Here is a 21,098-nt window from a genome sequence, read left to right as displayed (position 1 = left end):
TGAGTGACAAATTGTAGCGAGGCCAGGCCTGTTGCCTACTCCTACAAATACGGCGGCCAGGACACATACGAGCCAGCCGGCTGAAACCCGAAAAGACGGACCCTCGAGAAGAAAAGAAGGCTTAGTAGTGCATGTGCTGTGTATCACACCAAATAAAGTGGCAATGACTTCGCAGGTGATGGGGGTTAAAACGGACAGTGAAGAACAGGAGAGGGCCGATCCTGCCCCAAATTTGCCCCAGAAGGGGTCCAAAAAAGAAGAAGCATGAGGGAGGGATAGACCAAAGCACATCCTGTGCTTTGCCCTTCTGGCGCCTTCGGCGGTCCCGGTTGCTCCTGCAACCGGTCGAACCCTGAGCTTCGAATCGAGTCCCACGTCGCCATATTAAAAGCAAAAAGCCCGTCCAGAGGACGGGCTTTTTGCTTTTAATATGGCGATGAGGGTGAAGCCCGGTTATCGGCAAAGCACAGCTTTGTACCGGGCGAAGCGGGCGGCATTCATGGCGCCCTGGCCGGAGGATTCGACATCTTGCCAAGCAAGATGAAATCCCCACCGAACCGCATGTACGAAAAAGCCCGGTCTAAGGTGAGGGGGATAGACCAAAGCACTTCCTGTGCCTTGCCCTTCGGGCGCCTACGGCGGTCCCGGTTGCTCCTGCAACCGGTCGAACCCTGGGCTTCGAATCGAGTCTCACGTCGCCGACACACCAAAAGCAAAAAGCCCGTCCAGAGGACGGGCTTTTTGCTTTTAATATGGCGGTGAGGGGGGGATTCGAACCCCCGATACGTTGCCGTATACACACTTTCCAGGCGTGCTCCTTCAGCCACTCGGACACCTCACCATATTGTTTGTTAAGGGGCATCGCACTGCGATTTGCCTCTCAACGGGGCGCTATATTAGGGGCAAGGCCCTGGAGGGTCAACCGCTTTTTCAAGCAAATAAGCGCGTTAGGCGAGGATTTGAGCAAACACCAAAACGCCACCTTAGGGTGGCGTTTTTTCAGGCGTTGCCTTTGACCTTGAGTTTTAGGTCGGCGGCAAAATCCAGCATCCGGTTAAGGGGCACCATGGCTTTGTCAGCCAAGGCCGGATCCACATGGATCTCATGGGGTTGCAGCTCTTCGGCGCTCAGCGACTCGTAAATGGCTTTAAGACCGTTCATAGCCATCCAGGGGCAGTGGGCACAGGAGCGGCAGGTGGCGCCGTCACCGGCGGTAGGCGCTTCCACGAATTCTTTATCAGGGCATAGCTGCTGCATCTTATAAAAGATGCCGCGGTCGGTGGCCACGATAAGGCGCTTGTTGGGCAGAGTTTGGGCCGCCTTGATTAACTGGCTGGTAGAACCTACCGCGTCGGCCATCTCGACAATACTGGCCGGCGACTCGGGGTGCACCAGCACGGCGGCGTCGGGGTACAGGGCCTTCATGTCTTTAAGGGCGCGGGTCTTGAACTCGTCATGGACGATACAGGCGCTTTGCCACAGCAGCATGTCGGCGCCGGTCTTCTTATTGATGTACCCGCCCAAGTGCTTATCCGGTGCCCAAAGAATTTTTTTGCCTTCGCTGTCGAGGTGCTCAACGATTTCCAGGGCAATGGACGAAGTTACCACCCAATCGGCCCGCGCTTTTACAGCTGCCGAGGTATTGGCATATACCACCACGGTGTGATCAGGGTGGGCATCACAAAAGGCGCTGAATTCCTCTGCCGGGCAGCCAAGATCCAAAGAGCAGGTGGCCTCGAGGGTCGGCATCAGTACTGTTTTCTCGGGGCTGAGAATTTTGGCGGTTTCGCCCATAAACTTAACGCCAGCCACGATCAGGGTCTTGGCCGGATGCTCTTTGCCGAACCGAGCCATCTCCAGTGAATCGGAGACACAACCGCCGGTTTCTTCAGCCAGGGCCTGGATCTCCGGGTCGGTGTAGTAGTGGGCGACCAATACGGCATCCCGGGCTTTAAGGAGCGCTTTAATACGGGCTTTGTAATCTGCTTTTTGGTCATCGCTCAAGGGTTTGGGCTTGGGCGGGAAGGGTAAATCCAGGTTTACCTGGGGGATCTGGGTCATAACCTCAAAACCAACTGAGTCTTTGCGTCCGGGCATTATACCCCCTCCCCCGGCGATAACAAAAAACCCCGCACAAGGCGGGGTTTCAAATAATGGTGGGTCGTGCAGGATTCGAACCTGCGACCAATTGATTAAAAGTCAACTGCTCTACCAACTGAGCTAACGACCCAAATTGTCTCTTGGGTTTGCAGTAAAGCTGCGCTTTTCTGCCGGGCCAAGCCCCTTGAATAATGGTGGGTCGTGCAGGATTCGAACCTGCGACCAATTGATTAAAAGTCAACTGCTCTACCAACTGAGCTAACGACCCAAATTGTCTCTTGAGTTTGCAGTAAAGCTGCACTTTGCTGCCGGGCCAAGCCCCTTGAATGATGGTGGGTCGTGCAGGATTCGAACCTGCGACCAATTGATTAAAAGTCAACTGCTCTACCAACTGAGCTAACGACCCATCTAAATTGTTTTTTGTCGCTCATCGCGTTGCTTCAGAGCCGACTCGGCGTTGCCGATTAAAAAAGCCCGCGCTGGCAGGCTTTTGGGTGTCTGGTGGGTCGTGCAGGATTCGAACCTGCGACCAATTGATTAAAAGTCAACTGCTCTACCAACTGAGCTAACGACCCGACGGGCGCCTATCTTACTGAATTTGCCTGACCGTGCAAGCAGAAAATCACGGCCAGGCATCGATTGCGCAAAAAGCCAACAGGCAGCTTAAAGACTGCCCAAACTGTCCTTGGCCATACGGGCAGAGGTGCTGTCCGGATACTCTTTGATGACGCGGTTGAAGTAGCTCGATGCCCCCGCTTTGTCCCCTTTCTCCTTGGCGATGATACCGAGCTTGAGCAAGGCGTCGGCGCGCTTGGTGGAGTTGGGGTAGCGGTTTACAACCACGCTGAAGGATTGGCTTGCCTCATCCAGCTTGCGGTCGCTGTACAGCAACTGCCCCAGCCAGTAATGGGCATTGTCGATGTAGGAAGATTTCGGAAAATCCTGGATGAACTTTCTGAAAGCATCCGTCGCCTTGGCATAATCCTTTTGCTTGAGCACCAGGCCGACCGCACGGTCATACGCCTCGTTTTCACTCAAGTTACTGGAGTAGTCAGGGGTGGTGGTTACCACTTGCGGTGTTGCGGCTGCAGGCGCGCTGGCAGGAGTGCCACTTGGCGCTGCGGTATCGGTGCCAGCGGCAGGTGCACCGGCTTGCAGGCGGGCGATTTCTTTGTAGATCTCCCGTTGCCTGTCCAGCAGCTGTTGCAGCTGGTGGTCGTGCTCTTCGGTAATGCCACGCAAGTCGCGCAAATCATCCTGCAAAGCACTTAAACGCTGCATCATTTCTAGCTGCGCACGGCTGCGGGATTCAAACTGCGCTTCCAAGCGGGCGACTCGGGACTCCAAATCCCCGCCGGCCTCCACAACGGGCGCCGGCGCCGCGTGAGCGGCGCCGGACAGGCCGACCAACAAGATGACACTTGTCAGCGGTTTTTTCATAACTTAGTAAACCAGTACAGCTCGGCGGTTCTTAGCAAAGGCCGCTTCGGTGTGAGAAGGATCAAGGGGCTTCTCTTCACCGTAGGAGACGATGCTGATCTGGGAGTCCAGCACGCCCAGGCCCAGCAGGTACTGCTTAACGGCTTTGGCACGCTTCTCGCCCAGGGCGATGTTGTACTCGGGAGTACCGCGCTCGTCAGCGTGGCCTTCGATGAGGACCTTAACGTCCGAATGCTCACGCAGGTAAGCAGCATGGGCTTCCAGCAGTTCGGCGAACTCGGGGCGAATGTCGTACTTGTCGAATTCGAAGTAGATGATGTGCTCGCGGCGCATCTCTTCCATGCGCTGCTTACGCTGCTCTTCGGCGCTCATCACAGGCTCAACAGTACCGGTAACCACTTCTTGCTGCTGGTTAGAGCTGGTTTTAGAAGTTGTTTTATCAGTACCAGAAGTAGAAGAACAGGCTGAGAGGGCCAGGATTGGCAGAGCCAACAGCATCCCTTTCAGAAGTTTATTGTGTTGCATCGTCAGGTCCTTATGTTGTCAATGACTGCAAGTTATTTTTTTACAAAAAGGGTGACCAGGCCGGAGCCTTCACCTGTCCCTGGCGGGCCGGCAAGCGGGCTTTAAAACGCCCATCTACCGACACTAGGCCCAAAACCTTCTGCCCCCGATAGAGCGTGGCATATATGATCATGCTGCCATTGGGGGCCAGGCTAGGCGATTCATCCAATTCTGTCTGCGTCAACACCTGCAAAGCACCGGTTTGCAAATCCTGTCGCGCTATCCGGTAATGTCCCTGGGTACGATTGACCATAATCAGGTATTTGCCGTCCGGGCTAATGGAGCCGCCCAGGTTTTGCTCACCTTCAAAAGTCAAGCGTTTCACAGCTTTAGTGCCCAAATCTACACGATAAAGCTGTGGACGACCACCCCGCTCCGATGTAAATACCAAAGATTTGGAATCGGGATACCAAGAGGGTTCAGTATCAATAGCGTAATGATCGGTCAGGCGCGTTTCTTGTTTCGTCGCCAGGTCCATAACATAAATTTCAGGGTTGCCATCTTTGGATAAAACCATGGCCATCTTTTTACCGTCCGGTGACCAAACGGGGTTACCGTTAATCATCGGAAACGAGGTTAATTTTTCACGATGTTGGTTATAAAGATCCTGAATGAAAATCTCGGATTTATGATTTTGGAAAGAAACATAAGCCAATTTTGTTCCATCCGGTGACCAGGAAGGCGACATCAGCGGTTCTTTGGCCTTGGTGACCATGGTTTCGTTGTAACCATCGTAATCGGACACCATCAAACGGTAGGGGTAGACCGGGTCGGTGTTGTCCACCACCACGTAGGCAATGCGGGTCAAAAAGGCGCCGCGCTCACCGGTCAGCTTCTCATAGACGATGTCGGAGATGCGGTGAGCATACTGGCGGAACTGGCGGGCGCTGATAACGGCCTGGCGCGATTCGAGCACCGGGCCGGAAGACTTCACCAAGCTGCCGTCTTTGAGCCGCTCCATGTTGCCGCCAATAGCCTGGCCACGCACCACATCCACCAAGTCAAAGCTCACCAGGTACTTGTCCTGGCCGTAGGGCTTGACGGTTCCCATCACCACCGCCTCAACCCCTTTGGTGGCCCAGGCCTGGTAGTGAATGTTGTCAACCGAAGTAGGCTGCTCCGGCATGGCGCTAAGGGCCAGGGGCGAGAACTTGCCGGAGTTGCGAAGGTCGTCGCTTATCACCTCGGCCGGCTGCATCGGCTGGTCGCCGCCTTCAAAGGTAAAGGGCAGAACCGCCACCGGCCGGGCCGTGTCCATCCCGCCGGTAATGACGATGTCCAGGGCAGCACGAGCGCTTAGGCTGATGCTGAGCAGGCCAACAAAGATCACACTGAGAATTCGCACATTTACCTCGTTAGAACTCGGGTCGATAAGTAATGTTCAGGTTTTTCATCTGGGCAAACACATCCGGGTCCTTGGATACCGGCAGGGTCTGTATTTTCCACAGCGCCCGCTGTACGGCGTCGTACAGGGCCTTGTCGCCAGACAGATAACGCACATCCAGCACCAGGCCGGAGGGCGCCAATTGCACCGCCACCTTCGCTTCTTTTCCACGCATGCTGTCGTCGCGGATAACGTTGCGGTCGATGGCGTCCTTAATCAGCGCCTGGTATTTTTGCAACTCGCTCAAAACCTGTTTTTGCCGGGCAGCGGAACGTTGCGCCGCTTCCTGGGCCATTTGATCGGCCAGTTGTTTTTCCTGCTCGGCTTTTTGTTTGGCTTCTTCGGCTTTGCGCTTTTTCTCGGCTTCGGCCTTTTTACGGGCCTCTTCTTCTTTGCGTTTGCGCTCGGCTTCTTCTTTTTGCCGTTTTTCTTCTGCCGCTTTGGCAGCGGCTTCTTCTTTTTGCCTTTTTTCTTCCGCTGCCTTGGCGGCAGCGTCAGCTTGTTTTTTCTCTTCCAGCTTTTTCTGGCGCGCAATTTCCAATTCTTTGGCTTTTTGCTGTTCCTGCTGCTGGATACGTTTGGCTTCTTCAGCCTGTTTTTGCGCCTCGATCCTGGCCTCTTCTTCCTGGGCGCGCTGCTGCTTGAGCTGGGCTATGCGTTGCTGTTCGGCTTGGCGCTCGGCTGCCAACTTTTGCTGGCGATCGACTTCAGCCTTGCGCTCAGCGGCCTGGGCCGCCTTGATACGTTTGACCTGCTGCTCGACAACGGCGCTGTCCACCGCCTTGGCGGTAATGGGCTCGCCCTGAGGCTGGGGCACTTCCGGCGTTTTGGAAAAATCCAGTGACAACCCCAGCAGCGCCAGGATCAGGGCATGTAAACCTATGGACAGCCCGGCCGGCAGCCCCATGCCTTCATTGCGCATCGTTACTTCTTCTCCTCGGGCGGATCGGTCATCAGCCCGACGTTATCCACACCGGCGCCTTGCAAGGTCCCCATCAGCTGCACCACCTTGGCGTAAGGCACGGCGCCGTCGCCGCGGATCACCACCGGCGTCTGGGGTTCCACTTCCCGTTGGGCCTTGACCACGGCAGCCAACATGGCCACGTCGTCATACTGTTCGGCTTTCTTGGACCCCACCTGCAGGAAATAAGTGCCGTCCTTGGTGATGGACACCACCGCGGCCGGTTTGGAATCCGGCGGCAGCGGCTGGGACGATTGCTTGGGCAGGTCTACTTTCACACCCTGGGTGATAAGGGGTGCGGTCACCATAAAGATGATCAGCAGCACCAGCATCACGTCGATGTACGGAACGACGTTGATCTCGGCAACAGGGCGGCGGCGTTTACGCGGCGCGGCACTCATGCAGCCTGGCCTCCGTCATTGGCAAACACCTGGCGGTGCAAAATAGTGTGAAACTCTTCTTGGAAGTTGAGGTAGCTCAGCTCCAGCTTCTCGACGTTATGGGAGAAACGGTTGTAAGCCATGACCGCCGGAATGGCCGCAAACAGGCCCATGGCGGTGGCGATAAGCGCCTCGGCGATACCCGGCGCCACCATCGACAAAGTGGCTTGCTGGACATTACCCAAAGCGATAAAGGAGTTCATGATGCCCCACACGGTACCGAACAGGCCAATATAGGGGCTGATGGAGCCGACGGTCGCCAGAAACGACAGGTGGCTCTCTAGGTGCTCCACTTCCCGGTTGAGGGTAACGCGCATCGAGCGGTCGGCGCCGTCCAGCACCGATTGGGGGCTGCGGCTGGAGCTTTTGGAGAGGCGAGCAAACTCTTTGAAGCCGGCGGTAAACACCTTTTCCATGCCCCCCAGCTGCTCCTGGCGGGCATTGAGTTCGTGGTAAAGCTTACCCAGATCCACACCCGACCAGAATTTATCCTCAAACCGGTCCGCATTGCTCTTGGCCGACTTCAGCACCTTGTGGCGCTGGAAGATCAGGGTCCAGGAGAACACGGAAAACGCCAGCAGGATAAGCATCACGATCTTCACCAACAGGCTCGCCTGCCAGAAAAGACCAAAAAAGGACATATCGTTCACCCTTTGAGCACTCCCAAAACTTGCGAAGGGATGGCCGTGGCTTTTCCTTTGTTTTGATCGACGCAGGCCACCAACACTTCGGCTTCACACAAAATTTGACCCCCTTCCCTGAGCAGCTGTTGGTGAAAGGTCAGGCTGGCACGTTTAAGTGCCGGCACTGTGCTGACCACCGTCAGTAACTCATTGAAGCGGGCCGGTAAATAGTTATCCATCTTAACAGAGCGAACAACGAAGGCGATACCGGCCGCCAGCAGGTCGTCCTGCTCTATCCCAAAGCTTCTGAGCCACTCGGTGCGGGCCCGTTCGAAGTACTTGAGATAGTTAGCGTGATACACGATGCCACCGGCGTCGGTATCCTCGTAATAAATACGAATTGGCCATTGATGCTTCATAGGGCCCTCATCATGAAAAAAGGGAGCTTAAGCTCCCCTGAACACTTTACTGGGTTTCACCCAGGTTTTTTAGCAAAAACGCAAAGATGTCGGAGGCCTCACGGATCTTCATCGCCGTGGGCTTACCGGCGCCGTGGCCGGCGTTATGTTCCACCCGCAAGATGACAGGGGCATTGCCCTGTTGGTCGGCCTGCAAGGTGGCGGCAAATTTGAACGAATGGTATGGCACCACCCGGTCGTCGTGGTCGGCGGTCATCACCATGGTGGCCGGATAGGGCTGTTTTTTCAGGTTATGCAGTGGCGAGTAGGCATAAAGGTAAGGGAAATCGGCGGCGTTATCGGCGCTGCCGTATTCGCTGGTCCAGGCCCAGCCGATGGTAAATTTCTGAAAGCGCAGCATGTCCAGCACCCCGACAGCCGGCAGCACGGCGCCAAAGAGATCCGGACGCTGGGTGAGCGCCGCCCCCATCAGCAATCCGCCGTTGCTGCGGCCATAGGCGCCTAACTTGGCCGGGCGGGTGTAGCCCATTTCGATAAGGTACTCGGCAGCGGCAAAGTAGTCGTCAAAAACGTTTTGCTTTTTCTCCTTCATGCCAGCCTGGTGCCAGGCTTCGCCGTATTCGCTGCCGCCACGAAGGTTAGGCACGGCGTACACGCCGCCACGCTCCATCCAGGCGATGTTGGCAGGGCTGAACCGCGGCGTCAGCGGGACATTAAAGCCGCCGTAGGCATAAAGCAGGGTCGGGTTGGAGCCATCGAGCTTGATGCCCTTTTTATGAGAGATCATCATCGGCACCCGGGTGCCGTCCTTGGAGCGGTAAAACACCTGCTCGGAGACGTAATCGTCGGGGTTGTAGGCCAGCACCGGCTGGCGATACACCGCTACCTGGTTTTGGTCCATGTCCAGCTTGTAGACGCTCGGCGCCTGGATGTAGGAGCTGAACGAGAAGTACAAGTCGGGGCTGTCCAGGCGGCCATAAAGGCTCGACACCGAGCCCTTGCCCGGCAGCGGCACGGTTTTTAAAAAGGTGCCTTTGCGATCAAAGATCTTCAGCTCTGACAGGGCGTCCTTCATGGTCAGCAGCACAAACTGGTGATTAAAGAGCGCGGCGCCGGCAATGGGGTTATCCCCCTGGGGAATGAGGGTCTGCCAATGGGCCTTGGCCGGGCGGCGGATATCGATGGCGATGATGCGCCCGCGCGGCGCATCAAGGTTGGTTTGAAAGTAAAACACCGGGCCGTCGTTACCCACAAAGCTGTAGGACGCTTCCAGGGCCGGCAGCAGTTCCACCACCGGGCCATTGGTCTTTAAATCTTTGTAGAAGAAGCGGTTACGAGAGTCGGTGCCCTTGGAGACGTAGATAAGCAGGTAACGGCCGTCTTCCGAGACATCGGCGCCAAAGCCCCAGTCCTTGTGGTCGGGGCGCTGGTAGATGAGTTTGTCTTCGCTCTGGCGGGTGCCGATGCGGTGGTAGTAAAGCTTCTGGTTGTAATTAACCCCGGACAGGCTGTCGCCCTTGGGCTCGTCGTAGCGGGCGTAGAACACCCCTTTATTGTCCTTGCTCCACACCGCCGAGGAAAATTTTATCCAATTGAGTTCGTCTTTAAGAGGCTTGCCGGTGGCCACATTCAAAAACTGCCATTGCTGCCAGTCGGAGCCGGCGCGGGAGATGCCGTACGCCAGCGTCTTGCCGCTACCGGACACCGCATAGCCGGACAGCGCCACAGTGCCATCGCTGGCAAAACGGTTGGGGTCCAGCAGCACCCTTGCACTGCCCTGGGGGCCGTCCTGCACATAGAGCACGTCCTGGGATTGCAAGCCGTCGTTACGGAAATAGAAAAGGTTGTTGCCTTTAAAAAACGGCGGCGAAAATTTCTCGTAATTCCAAAGGGTGGTGATGCGTTTTTCCAGCTCCGGGCGCACCTTGATGCCGTCAAGGTAGCGCTCTGCCAGGGCCTTTTCCTTGGCTACCCAATCGGTCAGCTCGCTGCTGTCGCTTTCCATCCAGCGGTAGGGGTCGGCTACCTCGGTGCCAAAATAGTTATCCACCTGGTTGCCACGGCGAGCGGCGGGATACACCAGCGGCTCGGTTTTAGCGGCAGCGGGCGCTGGCTGCGGCGCCGAGGCCTGCTGGCAACCGGCCAGCAGATTGGCGGCAACGATAAGGGAAAAGAGGTGTCCTTTCATGGGTTATTCCTGATGTTGGGAGGCGCCCTTTGGGGCAGCAACAGGGGGCAATAGCCGATTTATTCGCGCTCACTAGCATAACATTGCAAATTTATTCACTGGCGCATGAATATTTTTATGTAGCGCAAATATTAACCAGAAAACTATTTGCATGTTTCAAAAGGAATTTATCAGAAAAAACACGCAAAGTTGACGTGCGCGGAAAGAAGAATAGCCATTTAGCATTAGATTTTCTTATTAGAAATTGCAATTTTTCTCGGTTGAGGGCCGCCGTGCAGATCACCATAATGCGCAGCGTCGGATGGCGGCACCAAGGACTTTGGGTGCCACAGGCCGTCCGGCACTGTTTTGGTAGTGTGATTGATTGGCTATTGCCCCACTAGGCAATGTCGACGTTGTTCTTCCCTGGACATATTCCTTCCTTCAATGTGGTTGTTTCGCCCGAGGCCAATGCCTCGGGCTTTTTTTTGCCTCGCCCTCAGGCTCAGAACTCGAACTTGTAGAAGATATCCAGCGCTTGGTTAACGCCGTTGATGGCTTGCAGATAAAGCCGTGGCAGCAGCTCGTAGCGCAGTTTCACCTCGCCCACCGAGTTAAACACCCCTACCCCGTATTCCAATTGCAAGCCCGGCGCCAGGTAACCGGAGATAGCTACCTGGCTGCTGTCGCCGGAGCCGGCGGTGTCGATGGTGACATCGGAAAAGCCCACCTTCTCGGCGGCGCCGGTCACCACGCCACCCAGTTGGCTGACCCCGGCCGACAGCAGCATCGACTGCATCAAGCCGTTGCTGTCACTGCCTTCTTGGCTGTCGAGCCCCTTGCCACGCAGCAGATAGGAGAGCTGCTCGCTTTGCTGCATATCGGGGTCGGAGAACAATTCCACCTTGGGACTGGCGGCATCGCCGGTAACCTTGACCCCAACGGTGATGGAGCTGTCCGACAAGGTGTCTTTGTTGCGGATGGCCTCGATGTTGAGGTTGGGGCTGTCCAGGGCCCCGGAGAATAAAATCGAGCCGGTTTGAATAACCAGGTTTTGGCCATAGGCCTTGTAGGTGCCGTCCACCAGGCGAATTTCACCATTGCCGCGCATGGCCCGGTTCGGGTCTTGGGTAATAAAGAGGGTGCCGCCCAGTTTGGTTTTAAGGCCCATGGCTTCAAGGCGCACGTCTTTACCCAACTCCACCAGCACCTTCATGGCAAAGGGCGCGCTGACCGGTTGCGGGGCGATATCCGGGTTATTGGTGATCACCACCACGTCTTTAGACACCGTAACCGCGCTGGGTGGCAGCTCCTTGACCGCAATACGCGCCCAGGGCACCACCACTTTGCCGGTGAGGTTGGTTTCCTGGCCCATGGTCAGGGTCAAGTCCGGGCTCACCTTAAGCTGGCCGTAACCGGGGTAGCCGGCTTCCAGTTCATTGCCTTTGATATGCAGCTCGCCGCTGATGGGCAGCGCCGCCCAGTCCATGTCGCCGCTTAGCTGCAACTGGCCGCCGCCAAGCTTGCCGGTGCCATCGAGCTTGGCCTTGGCGCCGTCGATATCGAGGCGGGTATTGAGCTCGCTCAGGGTCACCATGTCGCCGTCGGTGGTGACGCCGCCCCCGGTCAGGGCAAGGTTACCGAAGAAAAGCGGCTGGCTGAGGTTGCCCCCCAGGCGCCCTTCGCCGTTGATTTGCCCGGCAATGCTGTACACCTGGGGCAGCAGCGGCGCCAGCCAATCGAGGGTCAGGCCCTTGATGGCAAGGTTCCCGGAAAGCGCCCTGGCCTGCTGCGGATCGGTCACCTTGGCATCAAGGCTCAGGGTGCCGAGGGTATCGGAGACAAAGGCCACCTGGCTGGTCAGCGCTTTGTCGTCCATGTCAGCGTCAATGCGAAGCTGCTGGTAGCCCACCTGGTTTTTGCCGGATGTCAGCTCACCGGGGGTGGTTTCAAAATGGGCCGACACCTTGGGTTTGCTGCCTTGCCAACTGGCGCTCGCCTTACCCGACAGCACCGCCTGCCAGTGGAAGTTATCCGGCATAAAGGGTTGCAGGCGAGCCAGTTGCAAGCCGGTGAGGGTTAAGCCGGCCTGGCCGCCCTTGGCCGAGGCGCTGATGGGGTCAAGGCACAGGGCGGCCTGCTGTGAGGCCCAGCAATGCTGGCTGGCGCTAAAGCTCTGATCCTGCCAGGCAAGGGCTACCGCCTTTTCAAGCTGCCAGTGCTGCAAGGGGGTATCAAACTGGGCGCTCGCAAGACTGCCTTGCCAGTTACTGCCATTAAGGTGCCCGTCCAGGGCCAGCTCCCCTGCCACCGGCTGGCCTTTAAAAGCCAGGGTCAGGTGGTGATCGCTGCCGCTGCCTTTTAGGGCCAGGCGAATATCACCAAGGGAGAGCTCGCCTCCCTGGCGCAGGCTCTCAAGGCTGACACTCAAAGCGCCGCTGGGGTCCTGGCTCAGGGTGGCGTCGGCATCAAGGTTGAGGTTTTTGGCCATCAGATCGTTAAAGCCGAGGCGCTCTGCCGCCAGGCGCAGCTTGAGGCGAGGCTTATCGAGGCTCCCCCCCAGCTGCCAGTCGCCTTTAGCGCTGCCACTGGCGCCAAAGCCGTAAAGGCCAAGGTTATTAAGCGCCAAGTGGCCCATTATATCGAGGCTGTCGGCGAGGCTACCCTTGGCATCCAGGCTATTGGGGCCGTTCTCCAAGGTCAGCGCTAGCTTACCGTGCAGCGCTTCATTAAGGGCAACATCGCCACTGAGCGCCAACGGCTGCCCAGCCAGGGTACCGTTGAGGTCCGGCTGGGCATCGAGCTGCCAATTTGCCCCTTGCAGCTGAAAGTGGCTGGGCAGCTGGCCCGAGACTTGGCCTTTGAGGGTGCTGGCCCAAAAGCTCGGGTCGAGGTTGTCGAGGGCCACCAGCCCCTGCCAGTCCACCCCGTCTTGCCAGCCGAGGCGCCCGTTGAGGCTCAGCTTGCCATTGGCCATATCCAGCAGCAGTTGGCGGATATCCAGATGCGCCAGGTCGCCCCCGGCGTCGAGGTTGATGGCGGTTTGGGGAATGGCCGGGCCACTGGCGCGGGTTTCAAGGGTAAGTTGGTACTGACGCAGGCTGCCTTTGGCAGTTAAGTTGCCCTGTTCCAGATGGTACTGGGGGGCATCGAGGGGCCAGCCAAGGGGCTGCCAGTCCAAAGTCACATCAAAAGGCAGGGCTGGCTCAAGGGCCGCCAGCTTGCCAGCCAGGTTAAAGGTAATTGGCCCCTTGGCGCGGGTATCAAGCTCAAGGTTTGCCAGGGAGCCTTTGGCACTCAGGGCCAAGGTTTCGCCGCTAAGCTCGCCGTCCAACAGCGCCTTTTTGAGCGTGGCGTTTACATCCAGCGACAGTGGGTACTCACCTTTAAGGCTCAGTTTGCCTTTAAGGAAAGCGCCGGCAAAACGGTGCTCAAGGTGCAGGCTGGTAATGCTCAGGTCGCTGCCGCTGACGCTACCTGCAAAGCTCAGCATTGGCAGGGCTTCTTTGATATCGCCCTGCTGGAAACGGGTATCGGTCAGCACCATGCCGTTAACGGTGATGGCCATAGGAAACGTAACGGTGGGCAGGGTTAAGGGCGCATCGCTCGCTGCGGCGGTGGCGCTATTGCCTTTGGGCGCCTCGGTGCTCGGCGCCATCACCAGCGACAAACCATTGACCTTGGGCCCGTTGACGGCAAGGCCCTTTTTGTCCCATATACCGGAGAGCCCGACACTGGCGGCGCCAATTTCCATACCCGGCACCGAAACCTTGATATCGCTAAGGTCAGCCTGATCCAGCACCAATGTCAGTGGCAGTACCAACGGCTTGGTCACGCCGCCACTATCATCCTCGCTGGCCGGTTGGTCGCTGCCGGGCGCAACATCCACCGCCACACCGCTGACCTCAAGGGCGGTGATGCGCAGTTTGTCGTCCAGCAAGGCCGACGGCGCCCAGGCGAGCTTGAGCTCGGTAAAGGCCAGCCCCAGGCCCTGGGTTTTGTATTGCAGGTTTTTAAAATGCCAGCCTCGGCTGAGGTTACCGTCCAGCATCTCGCCAGAGAGCCCCGGCACGTTGTCCTTGGCCAAAGACCACACCCAACGGTTGCCGGTGTCGGTCAGCAAGATACTGGCCGGCAATAACACCAGCAGCGTGAATAACACCAAAAAGACCCAGGCGGCCCACTTTAACCAACGCATCAGAGTTCGGGCCCCATGGTGAAATGAATGCGCCAGGGCACATGCTCTTCGCTGACCCCAAAGGCCAAATCGATACTGATGGGGCCGATGGGGGTTAGCCATCGCACCCCAAAACCGGTGCCCACTTTCCAGTCGTCAAAGCCGGTGTAGCGGTTGGTGGCGGTGCCGGTATCCACAAAGCCCGCCAGCCGCCATTTTTCGGCGATGCGGTGGTCGTATTCGAGGCTAAGGGCGGTGGTGAATTTGCCCCCCACCAGCTCGCCATCGGCGTTGCGCGGGGCGATGGTCTTGTAGCCAAAGCCGCGCACCGTCTGGTCGCCACCGGTGAAAAACCGCAGCGACGGCGGCAGATCGCCGATGGTGTCAACAAACACCGCGCCCTGCTCGGCGCGGGCGATGATGCGGCCATTCTGCCCGATGCTTCTAAGCCACTTGGTGCGCCCCCACACCCGCACAAAGTGGGTATCGGAGCCCAGCGCCTCGTCGGAGGTTTCGATGGTGATTTGCTCGCTGTCACCCCAGGTCAAATCAACCCCGCCTCGGGTACGGGTGCGGTTGAAGGACACCCCAGGGATCACCAGGAACACGTCGGCTTCCTGGTCAGCCTGTTTATAGGACTCAAACAAGGTGCGCAAGAACAGATCCCGGCTCCAGTCGTTGGTCTTTTTGTCCCAGCGATGCAGGGCAAAGGTGAGCTGCTGGCTCTCGGTATCTTCCTGGTCCAGGTACTGATAACCGCCCTGGAAGCTGTAGAACTGGTTGATGGGGTCGCCCCGAGGAATACGGTACTCAAAGGTGGCTTCCTGGCGCGGCGCCGAGACCGTTAAATCGGTGGTAAAGCTGTGGCCGTATTTATTTAAAAACGGCTTGGTCCAGGACACCGACGCCCGTGGCCCTTCATCGGACGATGCCCCCAGCCCCAGCTCCACCTGGTTATCGGCCTTGGCCCTTAGCCTTAAAATCAGCGGGATGCGGTGCTCGCTGTCGGCTTGGTCGATAAGGGGAATAACATCGACGCTGCGAAAATACTTGGTGGACGAAACGCTGCGGCTCACGTCGGTCACTTGCGAGGCCTGGTAGGGCTCCCCTTCCTTGATGGTGATAAGGGGGTTTAATAAGTCGCCCACATCCTTGTCGCTGTCGATTTTCAGGGCGCCGAAACGGTAACGGGGGCCGCTGGCAAAGGCGATATCCACATCGGCGGCGTGAGCCTCGGGATACACCTTCACTTGGTTGGTTACAAACTGGGCATCAAAGTAACCGCGCTGCAGAGCCAGGGTCTGCAACCGGCTCTTGGTGCTTTCGTAGCGGTCGTGGCGCAGCACATCGCCTTCTTTGATGGGCAACTGCTCAAGGAGGGTTTTGAAAAGTGCATCATGGTCGGCATCGCCGCTCAAGGTGACCTTGATATGGCGAAAACGCACCGGCTCGCCGGAGGTAACGTCCAAATGCTGGGTGGCGCCATCGAGCTTGCCGAAGGTGATTTGCGGCTGGTAGTACCCCAGGGCCTGCAAACCACTGCGAACCGCCTCAGTAATATCGTCCTCGTAGCGCCCTACCCTGTCACTTTTTACCGGCGGCAGTTGCGAGAGGTAAATCTCCACGTTGCTTTGCAGCTCGCCGCCAAGGCCAGACACGTCATAGCTGACGTTCTTGACGGTGGGCTTGTCGGCAGCCTCGGCGGCAGGTGCCAGCGCCCCGGCCAGCAGGCCCAAAAACAAAATGCGGCGCGCGATGGCGTTGCAATACGTCACATACATCCCTGACACAGATAACGGTTATTCGCCGCGGCTCAGCCCAAAGTGGCGATAAGCGCGGTCGGTGGCAATGCGCCCCCTGGGGGTACGCTGCAAAAAACCCTGCTGGATCAAAAACGGCTCCAGCACGTCTTCGATGGTGTCTTTCTCTTCGCCGATGGCCGCCGCCAGGTTATCGAGGCCCACCGGGCCGCCCAGGAACTTGTCGATAATGGCCATCAGCAGCTTCTTATCCATATAGTCGAAGCCTTCGTTGTCCACATCCAGCATGTCGAGCGCGGCAGCGGCGATGGTGGCTCCCACCCGGCCGTCGCTTTTTACCTGGGCAAAGTCCCGCACCCGGCGCAGCAAGCGGTTGGCAATACGGGGCGTGCCGCGGCTACGGCGTGCTATTTCCAGGGCGCCGCTGGCGTCCAGCTCCAGGTTCAGGTACTGGGCGCTACGGGCAACGATGGTAGCCAGATCTTCAACCTTGTAAAACTCCAGGCGCTGCACTATGCCAAAGCGGTCGCGAAGGGGCGAGGTCAAAGACCCGGCTCGGGTGGTGGCACCAATCAGGGTGAAGGGCGGCAAGTCCAGCTTGATGGAGCGGGCTGCCGGGCCTTCGCCAATCATGATATCCAGTTGGTAGTCTTCCATGGCTGGATAGAGGATTTCTTCCACCACCGGGCTCAGGCGATGAATTTCATCGATAAAGAGCACGTCGTGGGGTTCGAGGTTGGTGAGCATGGCCGCCAAGTCACCCGCCTTTTCCAGCACCGGGCCGGAGGTGGTTTTGATGTTCACCCCCATCTCGTTGGCAACGATGTTGGCCAAGGTGGTTTTACCCAGGCCCGGCGGGCCGAAGATAAGCAGGTGATCCAGCGCCTCTTCCCGGCCACGGGCCGCCTCGATAAAGATCTCCATCTGCGCCCGCACATGGTCCTGGCCCTGGTAGTCGGCAAGGCTCTTGGGGCGAATGGCGCGGTCGATGACATCGTCTTCGCGGTCGGCCTGGGGTTTGATAAGGCGGTCGGCTTCAATCATGGCTTACCTCAGAGCATCGCCTTGAGGGCGTCGCGGATGATGGCCTCGGAATTCATGCCGTCTTTGGCCACCTTCTTGACCACGGTTTCGGCCTGGGCCGGTTTGTAACCGAGGGCCACCAGCGCCGCCATGGCGTCGTCCCTGGGCGAGCTGGCTGGCGCCAGGGTATCGGTAAGCGGCGCCATGTCCAGCACCGGTACCGACAAGTCGGCGCCAAAATCCTTGAGCTTGTCGCGCATCTCCACCAAGAGGCGCTCGGCGGTCTTTTTACCGACACCAGGCAATTTCACCAGGGTGGACATGTCGTTATGGTGCACCGCCTGCACAAACTGGCCGACGGTCATGTTCGACAAAATGGCCAGGGCCAGTTTCGGGCCAACGCCATTGGCTTTGATCAGCTGGCGAAACAGCGCCCGCTCTTCTTTGGTGACAAAGCCAAACAGCAGGTGGGCGTCTTCACGCACAATCAGATGGGTGTGCAGCACCGCCTTGGCGCCAATCTCGCCCAGGGCGAAAAACGACTGCATGGAGCATTGCACTTCATAGCCCACGCCGGCCACATCAATCAAAATCTCCGGCGGCTGCTTGGCTGCCACCAGTCCGGTCAATCTTCCAATCATAAGCTTCCGTTATTTTCTCAGGCGGCCGCGCACCAGCTTGTGCTTATCCAGGGCCATCTTAGTCAGGCTGGTACTGGTGTGTCCATGGCACAGCGCGATGGCCAGGGCGTCGGCGGCGTCGGCCTGGGGGGTGCCGGGCAGTTTGAGCATATGGGCCACCATATGCGCCACCTGGGTCTTGTCGGCCGCGCCGGTGCCCACTACCGCTTGCTTGACTTGGCGGGCCGAATATTCCGATACCGCCAGGCTGGCGTTCACCCCGGCCACGATGGCCACGCCCCGGGCCTGGCCCAATTTCAGGGCCGAATCGGCATTGCGGGCCATAAACACCTGCTCGATGGCAAGCTCGTCGGGCTGGAACTGGCGGATGATCTCGCTCACCCCGTCAAACACCTGCTTGAGGCGCTCGGGTAAGGGTTCGGCGGTAATGCGGATGCAACCGGAGCCGAGGTAGCCAAAACGTACCCCTTCTTGGCGAATAACGCCGTAGCCGGTAATGCGGGAGCCGGGGTCAATGCCCAGGATAATGCGGGTCATCCCTGTGGTTCCTTCGGGTTGCCGCACCAAGTTGATGCACTAAAACGCGGGGTTGGGGCCCGGCCCCGCGCGTCGATGCGCGGGGCCGGGCCTTTGGCTCCCTGCCAGGCAGGGACCATCAGTCTTCGATTTTCTTGACCACCAGCGACAGCTCTTCCAGGGCTTGCGGGTTGGCAAAACTGGGGGCTTCGGTCAGCGGGCAAGCGGCGGTGGTGGTCTTGGGGAAGGCCATCACGTCGCGGATGGAGCTGGCGCCGGTCATCAGCATCACCAGGCGGTCCAAGCCAAAGGCGAGGCCAGCGTGGATAGGGGCGCCGTACTGCAGGGCTTCAAGCAGGAAGCCAAATTTCTCTTCGGCTTCTTCTTCGCTGATGCCCAGCAGCTTAAATACCGCCTGCTGCATGGTGTTGTCGTGGATACGCACCGAGCCACCGCCCAGTTCCACACCGTTCAAAACCATGTCGTAGGCGTTGGAGATGGTGGCAACCGGGTTGGCCGCAAGCTCTTCAGGGGTCGCGTTAAGGGGCGCGGTGAATGGGTGGTGCAGCGCGTAGAGGCGGCCGTCGTCTTCCTCGAACATCGGGAAATCCACCACCCACAGCGGTGCCCACTCGCCTTGGCGAGTAAAGCCCAAGTCTTCACCCAGCTTCAGGCGAAGGGCGCCCAGGGCGTCGGTACAGACTTTGTAGGAGTCGCTACCGAACAGCAGCAGGTCGCCGTCAGTTACTTCAGTGCGGGCCAGCAGGCCTTGGATGGCTTTATCGTCCAGGAATTTCAAAATGGGCGATTGCAGGCCTTCAGCGCCTTTGGCCAGTTCATTGACCTTAAGCCACGGCAGGCCTTTGGCACCGTACACGCCCACAAAGCTTTGGTAGTCGTCCAGCTGCTTACGGGAAAGGCTGGCGCCGCCGGGCACTTTAATCACGGCCACGCGGCCTTTGGCATCGTTGGCCGGGCCGTTGAACACCTTGAATTCCACATGGGCCAACAGGTCGGCTACGTCAACGATTTCCAGCGGATTACGCAAGTCGGGCTTGTCGGAGCCAAAGCGGGTCATGGCTTCGAGGTAAGTCATGGTGGGGAAGGTCGTAAACTCGACGCCCAGCATTTCTTTAAACAGCTCGGTGACCAGGCCTTCGGTGATTTCGCGCACTTGCGGCGCGGTCAGGAAGGAGGTCTCGATATCAATCTGGGTGAATTCCGGCTGACGGTCGGCGCGCAGATCTTCGTCACGGAAACATTTAACTATCTGGTAGTAACGGTCCATGCCGGCCACCATCAACAGCTGTTTGAAAAGCTGCGGGGACTGCGGCAGGGCGAAGAATTTACCCTTGTGGGTACGGCTCGGCACCAGGTAGTCGCGGGCCCCTTCGGGGGTGGCCTTGGTGAGGATGGGGGTTTCGATATCCAAAAACCCTTGCTCTTCCATGTAGCGGCGCACAAAACCGGTGACCTTGGCACGGAAGATCAAGCGCTCGGTCATCTCCGGGCGGCGCAGATCCAGGTAGCGGTACTTAAGGCGAGACTCTTCGCTGTTCTTCTGGTGGTCGTCCAGGGCGATGGGCAGCGGCTTGGCCTTGTTGATGATGCTGAGCTTTTTACCCAGCACTTCCACGGCGCCGGTGGCCATGTCTTTGTTGATTTGCGACTCAGGGCGGGCACGAACCACACCTTCTATCTGGACGCAAAATTCGGCGCGCAGGCTGTTGGCGGTCTCGAAGACGTCTTCCAGATCCGGGTCGAAAACCACCTGCACCAGGCCTTCACGGTCACGAAGCTGAACGAAGATAACCCCGCCCAGGTCGCGGCGGCGGTGTACCCAACCGACCAATTGAACACTGTGGCCGACGTGGGCTTCGCGGATCTGTCCACAATAGATGCTGCGCATGAAACTTTAAGTCCTTTGACGAAGAAGTGTGGCTGTTAAGCCAATAATGACCGCCGATTATAGCGACCAGGGCTTGGGGGATTCAATTGACTCGCTATAATGGCGGCCATGCTGTATCTCGGATGCCCCATGTGGTCGCACCCGGCCTGGAAACACCTGTTGTATCCGCCGGGCACGCCTCAAAATCAACACCTGGCCCATTATGCCCGGGTGTTTAGCGCCATTGAAGGCAATACCACCTTTTATGCGCTGCCAAGCGAAGACACGGTAACACGCTGGCAAGACAGCACCCCGGCCGATTTTCGCTTCACCTTTAAATTCCCCCAAGCAATCAGCCACCACAAGGCCTTGGTGGGCGTCGAGCAAGAGCTGGACACCTTCCTGACCAGGCTTGCGCCCCTTAACGGCAAAATCAGCCACTACCTGCTGCAGCTGCCGGCCCAGTTTGGCCCCGAGCAAGCCGGCGCCCTGGTGCGCTTTATCGAGCAGCTCCCCAAGGGCTTGCCCTTGGCCCTTGAAGTGCGCCACCGCGCCTTTTTTGACAAAGGCGAGGCAGAAAGAGCCCTTAACCGCTTTTTGCTGGATAGCGGCATCGACCGCATCGTCATGGACAGCCGCCCAGTGTTTTCCGTACCCGCCAGCAACCCGGTGCTGGTGGAAGCCCAGCAGAAAAAGCCCAAGGTGCCGGTGCATGCCATCGCCACTGGCCAAAAGCCGGTGGTGCGCTTTGTGGGCCTGCCCGAGCCGGAGCTTAACCATGGCTTTTTAGCGCCCTGGGTGGGCAAGGTGGCCACCTGGCTGGATGAAGGCCTTAGCCCCACCTTTTTTGTGCACACCGCCGATAACGACCAAGCGCCACTGCTGGCCCGCTGGTTTTACGAGGAAGTGGCCAAGCGCTATCCGCTGCCGGCCCTGGCCCCTTTTGCCCAGGCATCCTTGTTTTAAGGGCAAGGGTTTTACCGTTAAGGGCTGCG

16 protein-coding genes and 5 tRNA genes are annotated in these 21,098 nt (G+C 58.2%); 1 reads left to right on the top strand and 20 read right to left on the bottom strand.

The window, feature by feature from the left end; all coding sequences use genetic code 11:
- Window positions 1-753: 753 nt before the first annotated feature.
- From AC22G1_RS06100 to aspS, 20 genes are all read right to left on the bottom strand, one after another.
- A tRNA-Ser gene (locus tag AC22G1_RS06100) sits at window positions 754-841 on the bottom strand.
- A 158-nt stretch (window positions 842-999) separates the two neighbouring features.
- Window positions 1,000-2,061, bottom strand: a complete 1,062-nt coding sequence (gene nadA, locus AC22G1_RS06095; RefSeq protein WP_487316696.1) for a quinolinate synthase NadA — start codon at window positions 2,059-2,061, stop codon at window positions 1,000-1,002.
- Window positions 2,062-2,154: 93 nt separating this feature from the next.
- Window positions 2,155-2,230: transfer RNA gene (locus AC22G1_RS06090), tRNA-Lys, on the bottom strand.
- A gap of 62 nt (window positions 2,231-2,292) precedes the next feature.
- Window positions 2,293-2,368, bottom strand: a tRNA-Lys gene (locus AC22G1_RS06085).
- 62 nt (window positions 2,369-2,430) lie between these two features.
- Window positions 2,431-2,506 (bottom strand) — tRNA-Lys (locus tag AC22G1_RS06080).
- A gap of 93 nt (window positions 2,507-2,599) precedes the next feature.
- Window positions 2,600-2,675, bottom strand: a tRNA-Lys gene (locus tag AC22G1_RS06075).
- Window positions 2,676-2,763: 88 nt separating this feature from the next.
- Window positions 2,764-3,540: a tol-pal system protein YbgF gene (gene ybgF / locus AC22G1_RS06070; protein ID WP_487315970.1), complete on the bottom strand. Its 777-nt coding sequence runs from the start codon at window positions 3,538-3,540 to the stop codon at window positions 2,764-2,766.
- Window positions 3,541-3,543: 3 nt separating this feature from the next.
- A complete protein-coding gene (gene pal / locus AC22G1_RS06065; protein ID WP_050657468.1) occupies window positions 3,544-4,065 on the bottom strand; it encodes a peptidoglycan-associated lipoprotein Pal in 522 nt (173 codons plus the stop codon).
- 40 nt (window positions 4,066-4,105) lie between these two features.
- Entirely contained in the window at window positions 4,106-5,449 is a 1,344-nt protein-coding gene (tolB, locus tag AC22G1_RS06060) for a Tol-Pal system beta propeller repeat protein TolB (protein WP_487315969.1), read from the bottom strand.
- Window positions 5,450-5,459: 10 nt separating this feature from the next.
- Complete coding sequence (gene tolA / locus AC22G1_RS06055; RefSeq protein WP_487315968.1) at window positions 5,460-6,410, bottom strand: cell envelope integrity protein TolA; 951 nt, start codon at window positions 6,408-6,410, stop codon at window positions 5,460-5,462.
- A gap of 2 nt (window positions 6,411-6,412) precedes the next feature.
- On the bottom strand, window positions 6,413-6,850 hold the full coding sequence (tolR, locus tag AC22G1_RS06050) for a protein TolR (protein WP_050657465.1): 438 nt from the start codon (window positions 6,848-6,850) through the stop codon (window positions 6,413-6,415).
- Entirely contained in the window at window positions 6,847-7,539 is a 693-nt protein-coding gene (gene tolQ, locus AC22G1_RS06045; RefSeq protein WP_336391505.1) for a protein TolQ, read from the bottom strand. The genes tolR and tolQ overlap by 4 nt, the downstream gene beginning before the upstream one ends.
- The gene (ybgC, locus tag AC22G1_RS06040; protein WP_487315967.1) at window positions 7,536-7,931 is read right to left on the bottom strand and encodes a tol-pal system-associated acyl-CoA thioesterase; all 396 of its coding nucleotides are present in this window, start codon (window positions 7,929-7,931) and stop codon (window positions 7,536-7,538) included. Before ybgC ends, tolQ begins: the two co-directional genes overlap by 4 nt.
- 46 nt (window positions 7,932-7,977) lie before the next feature.
- Window positions 7,978-10,119 (bottom strand): prolyl oligopeptidase family serine peptidase, encoded by a 2,142-nt coding sequence (locus tag AC22G1_RS06035; protein ID WP_487315966.1) that lies wholly within the window; start codon window positions 10,117-10,119, stop codon window positions 7,978-7,980.
- Window positions 10,120-10,603: 484 nt separating this feature from the next.
- Window positions 10,604-14,296: an autotransporter assembly complex protein TamB gene (tamB, locus tag AC22G1_RS06030; RefSeq protein ID WP_487315965.1), complete on the bottom strand. Its 3,693-nt coding sequence runs from the start codon at window positions 14,294-14,296 to the stop codon at window positions 10,604-10,606.
- Complete coding sequence (gene tamA / locus AC22G1_RS06025; RefSeq protein ID WP_487315964.1) at window positions 14,296-16,050, bottom strand: autotransporter assembly complex protein TamA; 1,755 nt, start codon at window positions 16,048-16,050, stop codon at window positions 14,296-14,298. The genes tamB and tamA overlap by 1 nt, the downstream gene beginning before the upstream one ends.
- Before the next feature lie 24 nt (window positions 16,051-16,074).
- Window positions 16,075-17,079: a Holliday junction branch migration DNA helicase RuvB gene (gene ruvB, locus AC22G1_RS06020; protein ID WP_487315963.1), complete on the bottom strand. Its 1,005-nt coding sequence runs from the start codon at window positions 17,077-17,079 to the stop codon at window positions 16,075-16,077.
- A gap of 8 nt (window positions 17,080-17,087) precedes the next feature.
- Entirely contained in the window at window positions 17,088-17,699 is a 612-nt protein-coding gene (ruvA, locus tag AC22G1_RS06015; RefSeq protein WP_487315962.1) for a Holliday junction branch migration protein RuvA, read from the bottom strand.
- Window positions 17,700-17,708: 9 nt separating this feature from the next.
- Complete coding sequence (gene ruvC / locus AC22G1_RS06010; protein ID WP_464950459.1) at window positions 17,709-18,236, bottom strand: crossover junction endodeoxyribonuclease RuvC; 528 nt, start codon at window positions 18,234-18,236, stop codon at window positions 17,709-17,711.
- 118 nt (window positions 18,237-18,354) lie between these two features.
- Entirely contained in the window at window positions 18,355-20,124 is a 1,770-nt protein-coding gene (gene aspS, locus AC22G1_RS06005) for an aspartate--tRNA ligase (protein WP_487315961.1), read from the bottom strand.
- Window positions 20,125-20,232: 108 nt separating this feature from the next.
- Here aspS and AC22G1_RS06000 point away from each other — a divergent pair, with 108 nt between their 5' ends.
- On the top strand, window positions 20,233-21,069 hold the full coding sequence (locus AC22G1_RS06000) for a DUF72 domain-containing protein (protein ID WP_487315960.1): 837 nt from the start codon (window positions 20,233-20,235) through the stop codon (window positions 21,067-21,069).
- Window positions 21,070-21,098 lie beyond the last annotated feature (29 nt).

The organism is Gallaecimonas zhanjiangensis, assembly GCF_057624825.1.
This window is presented reverse-complemented; position numbering and strand designations above follow the sequence as displayed.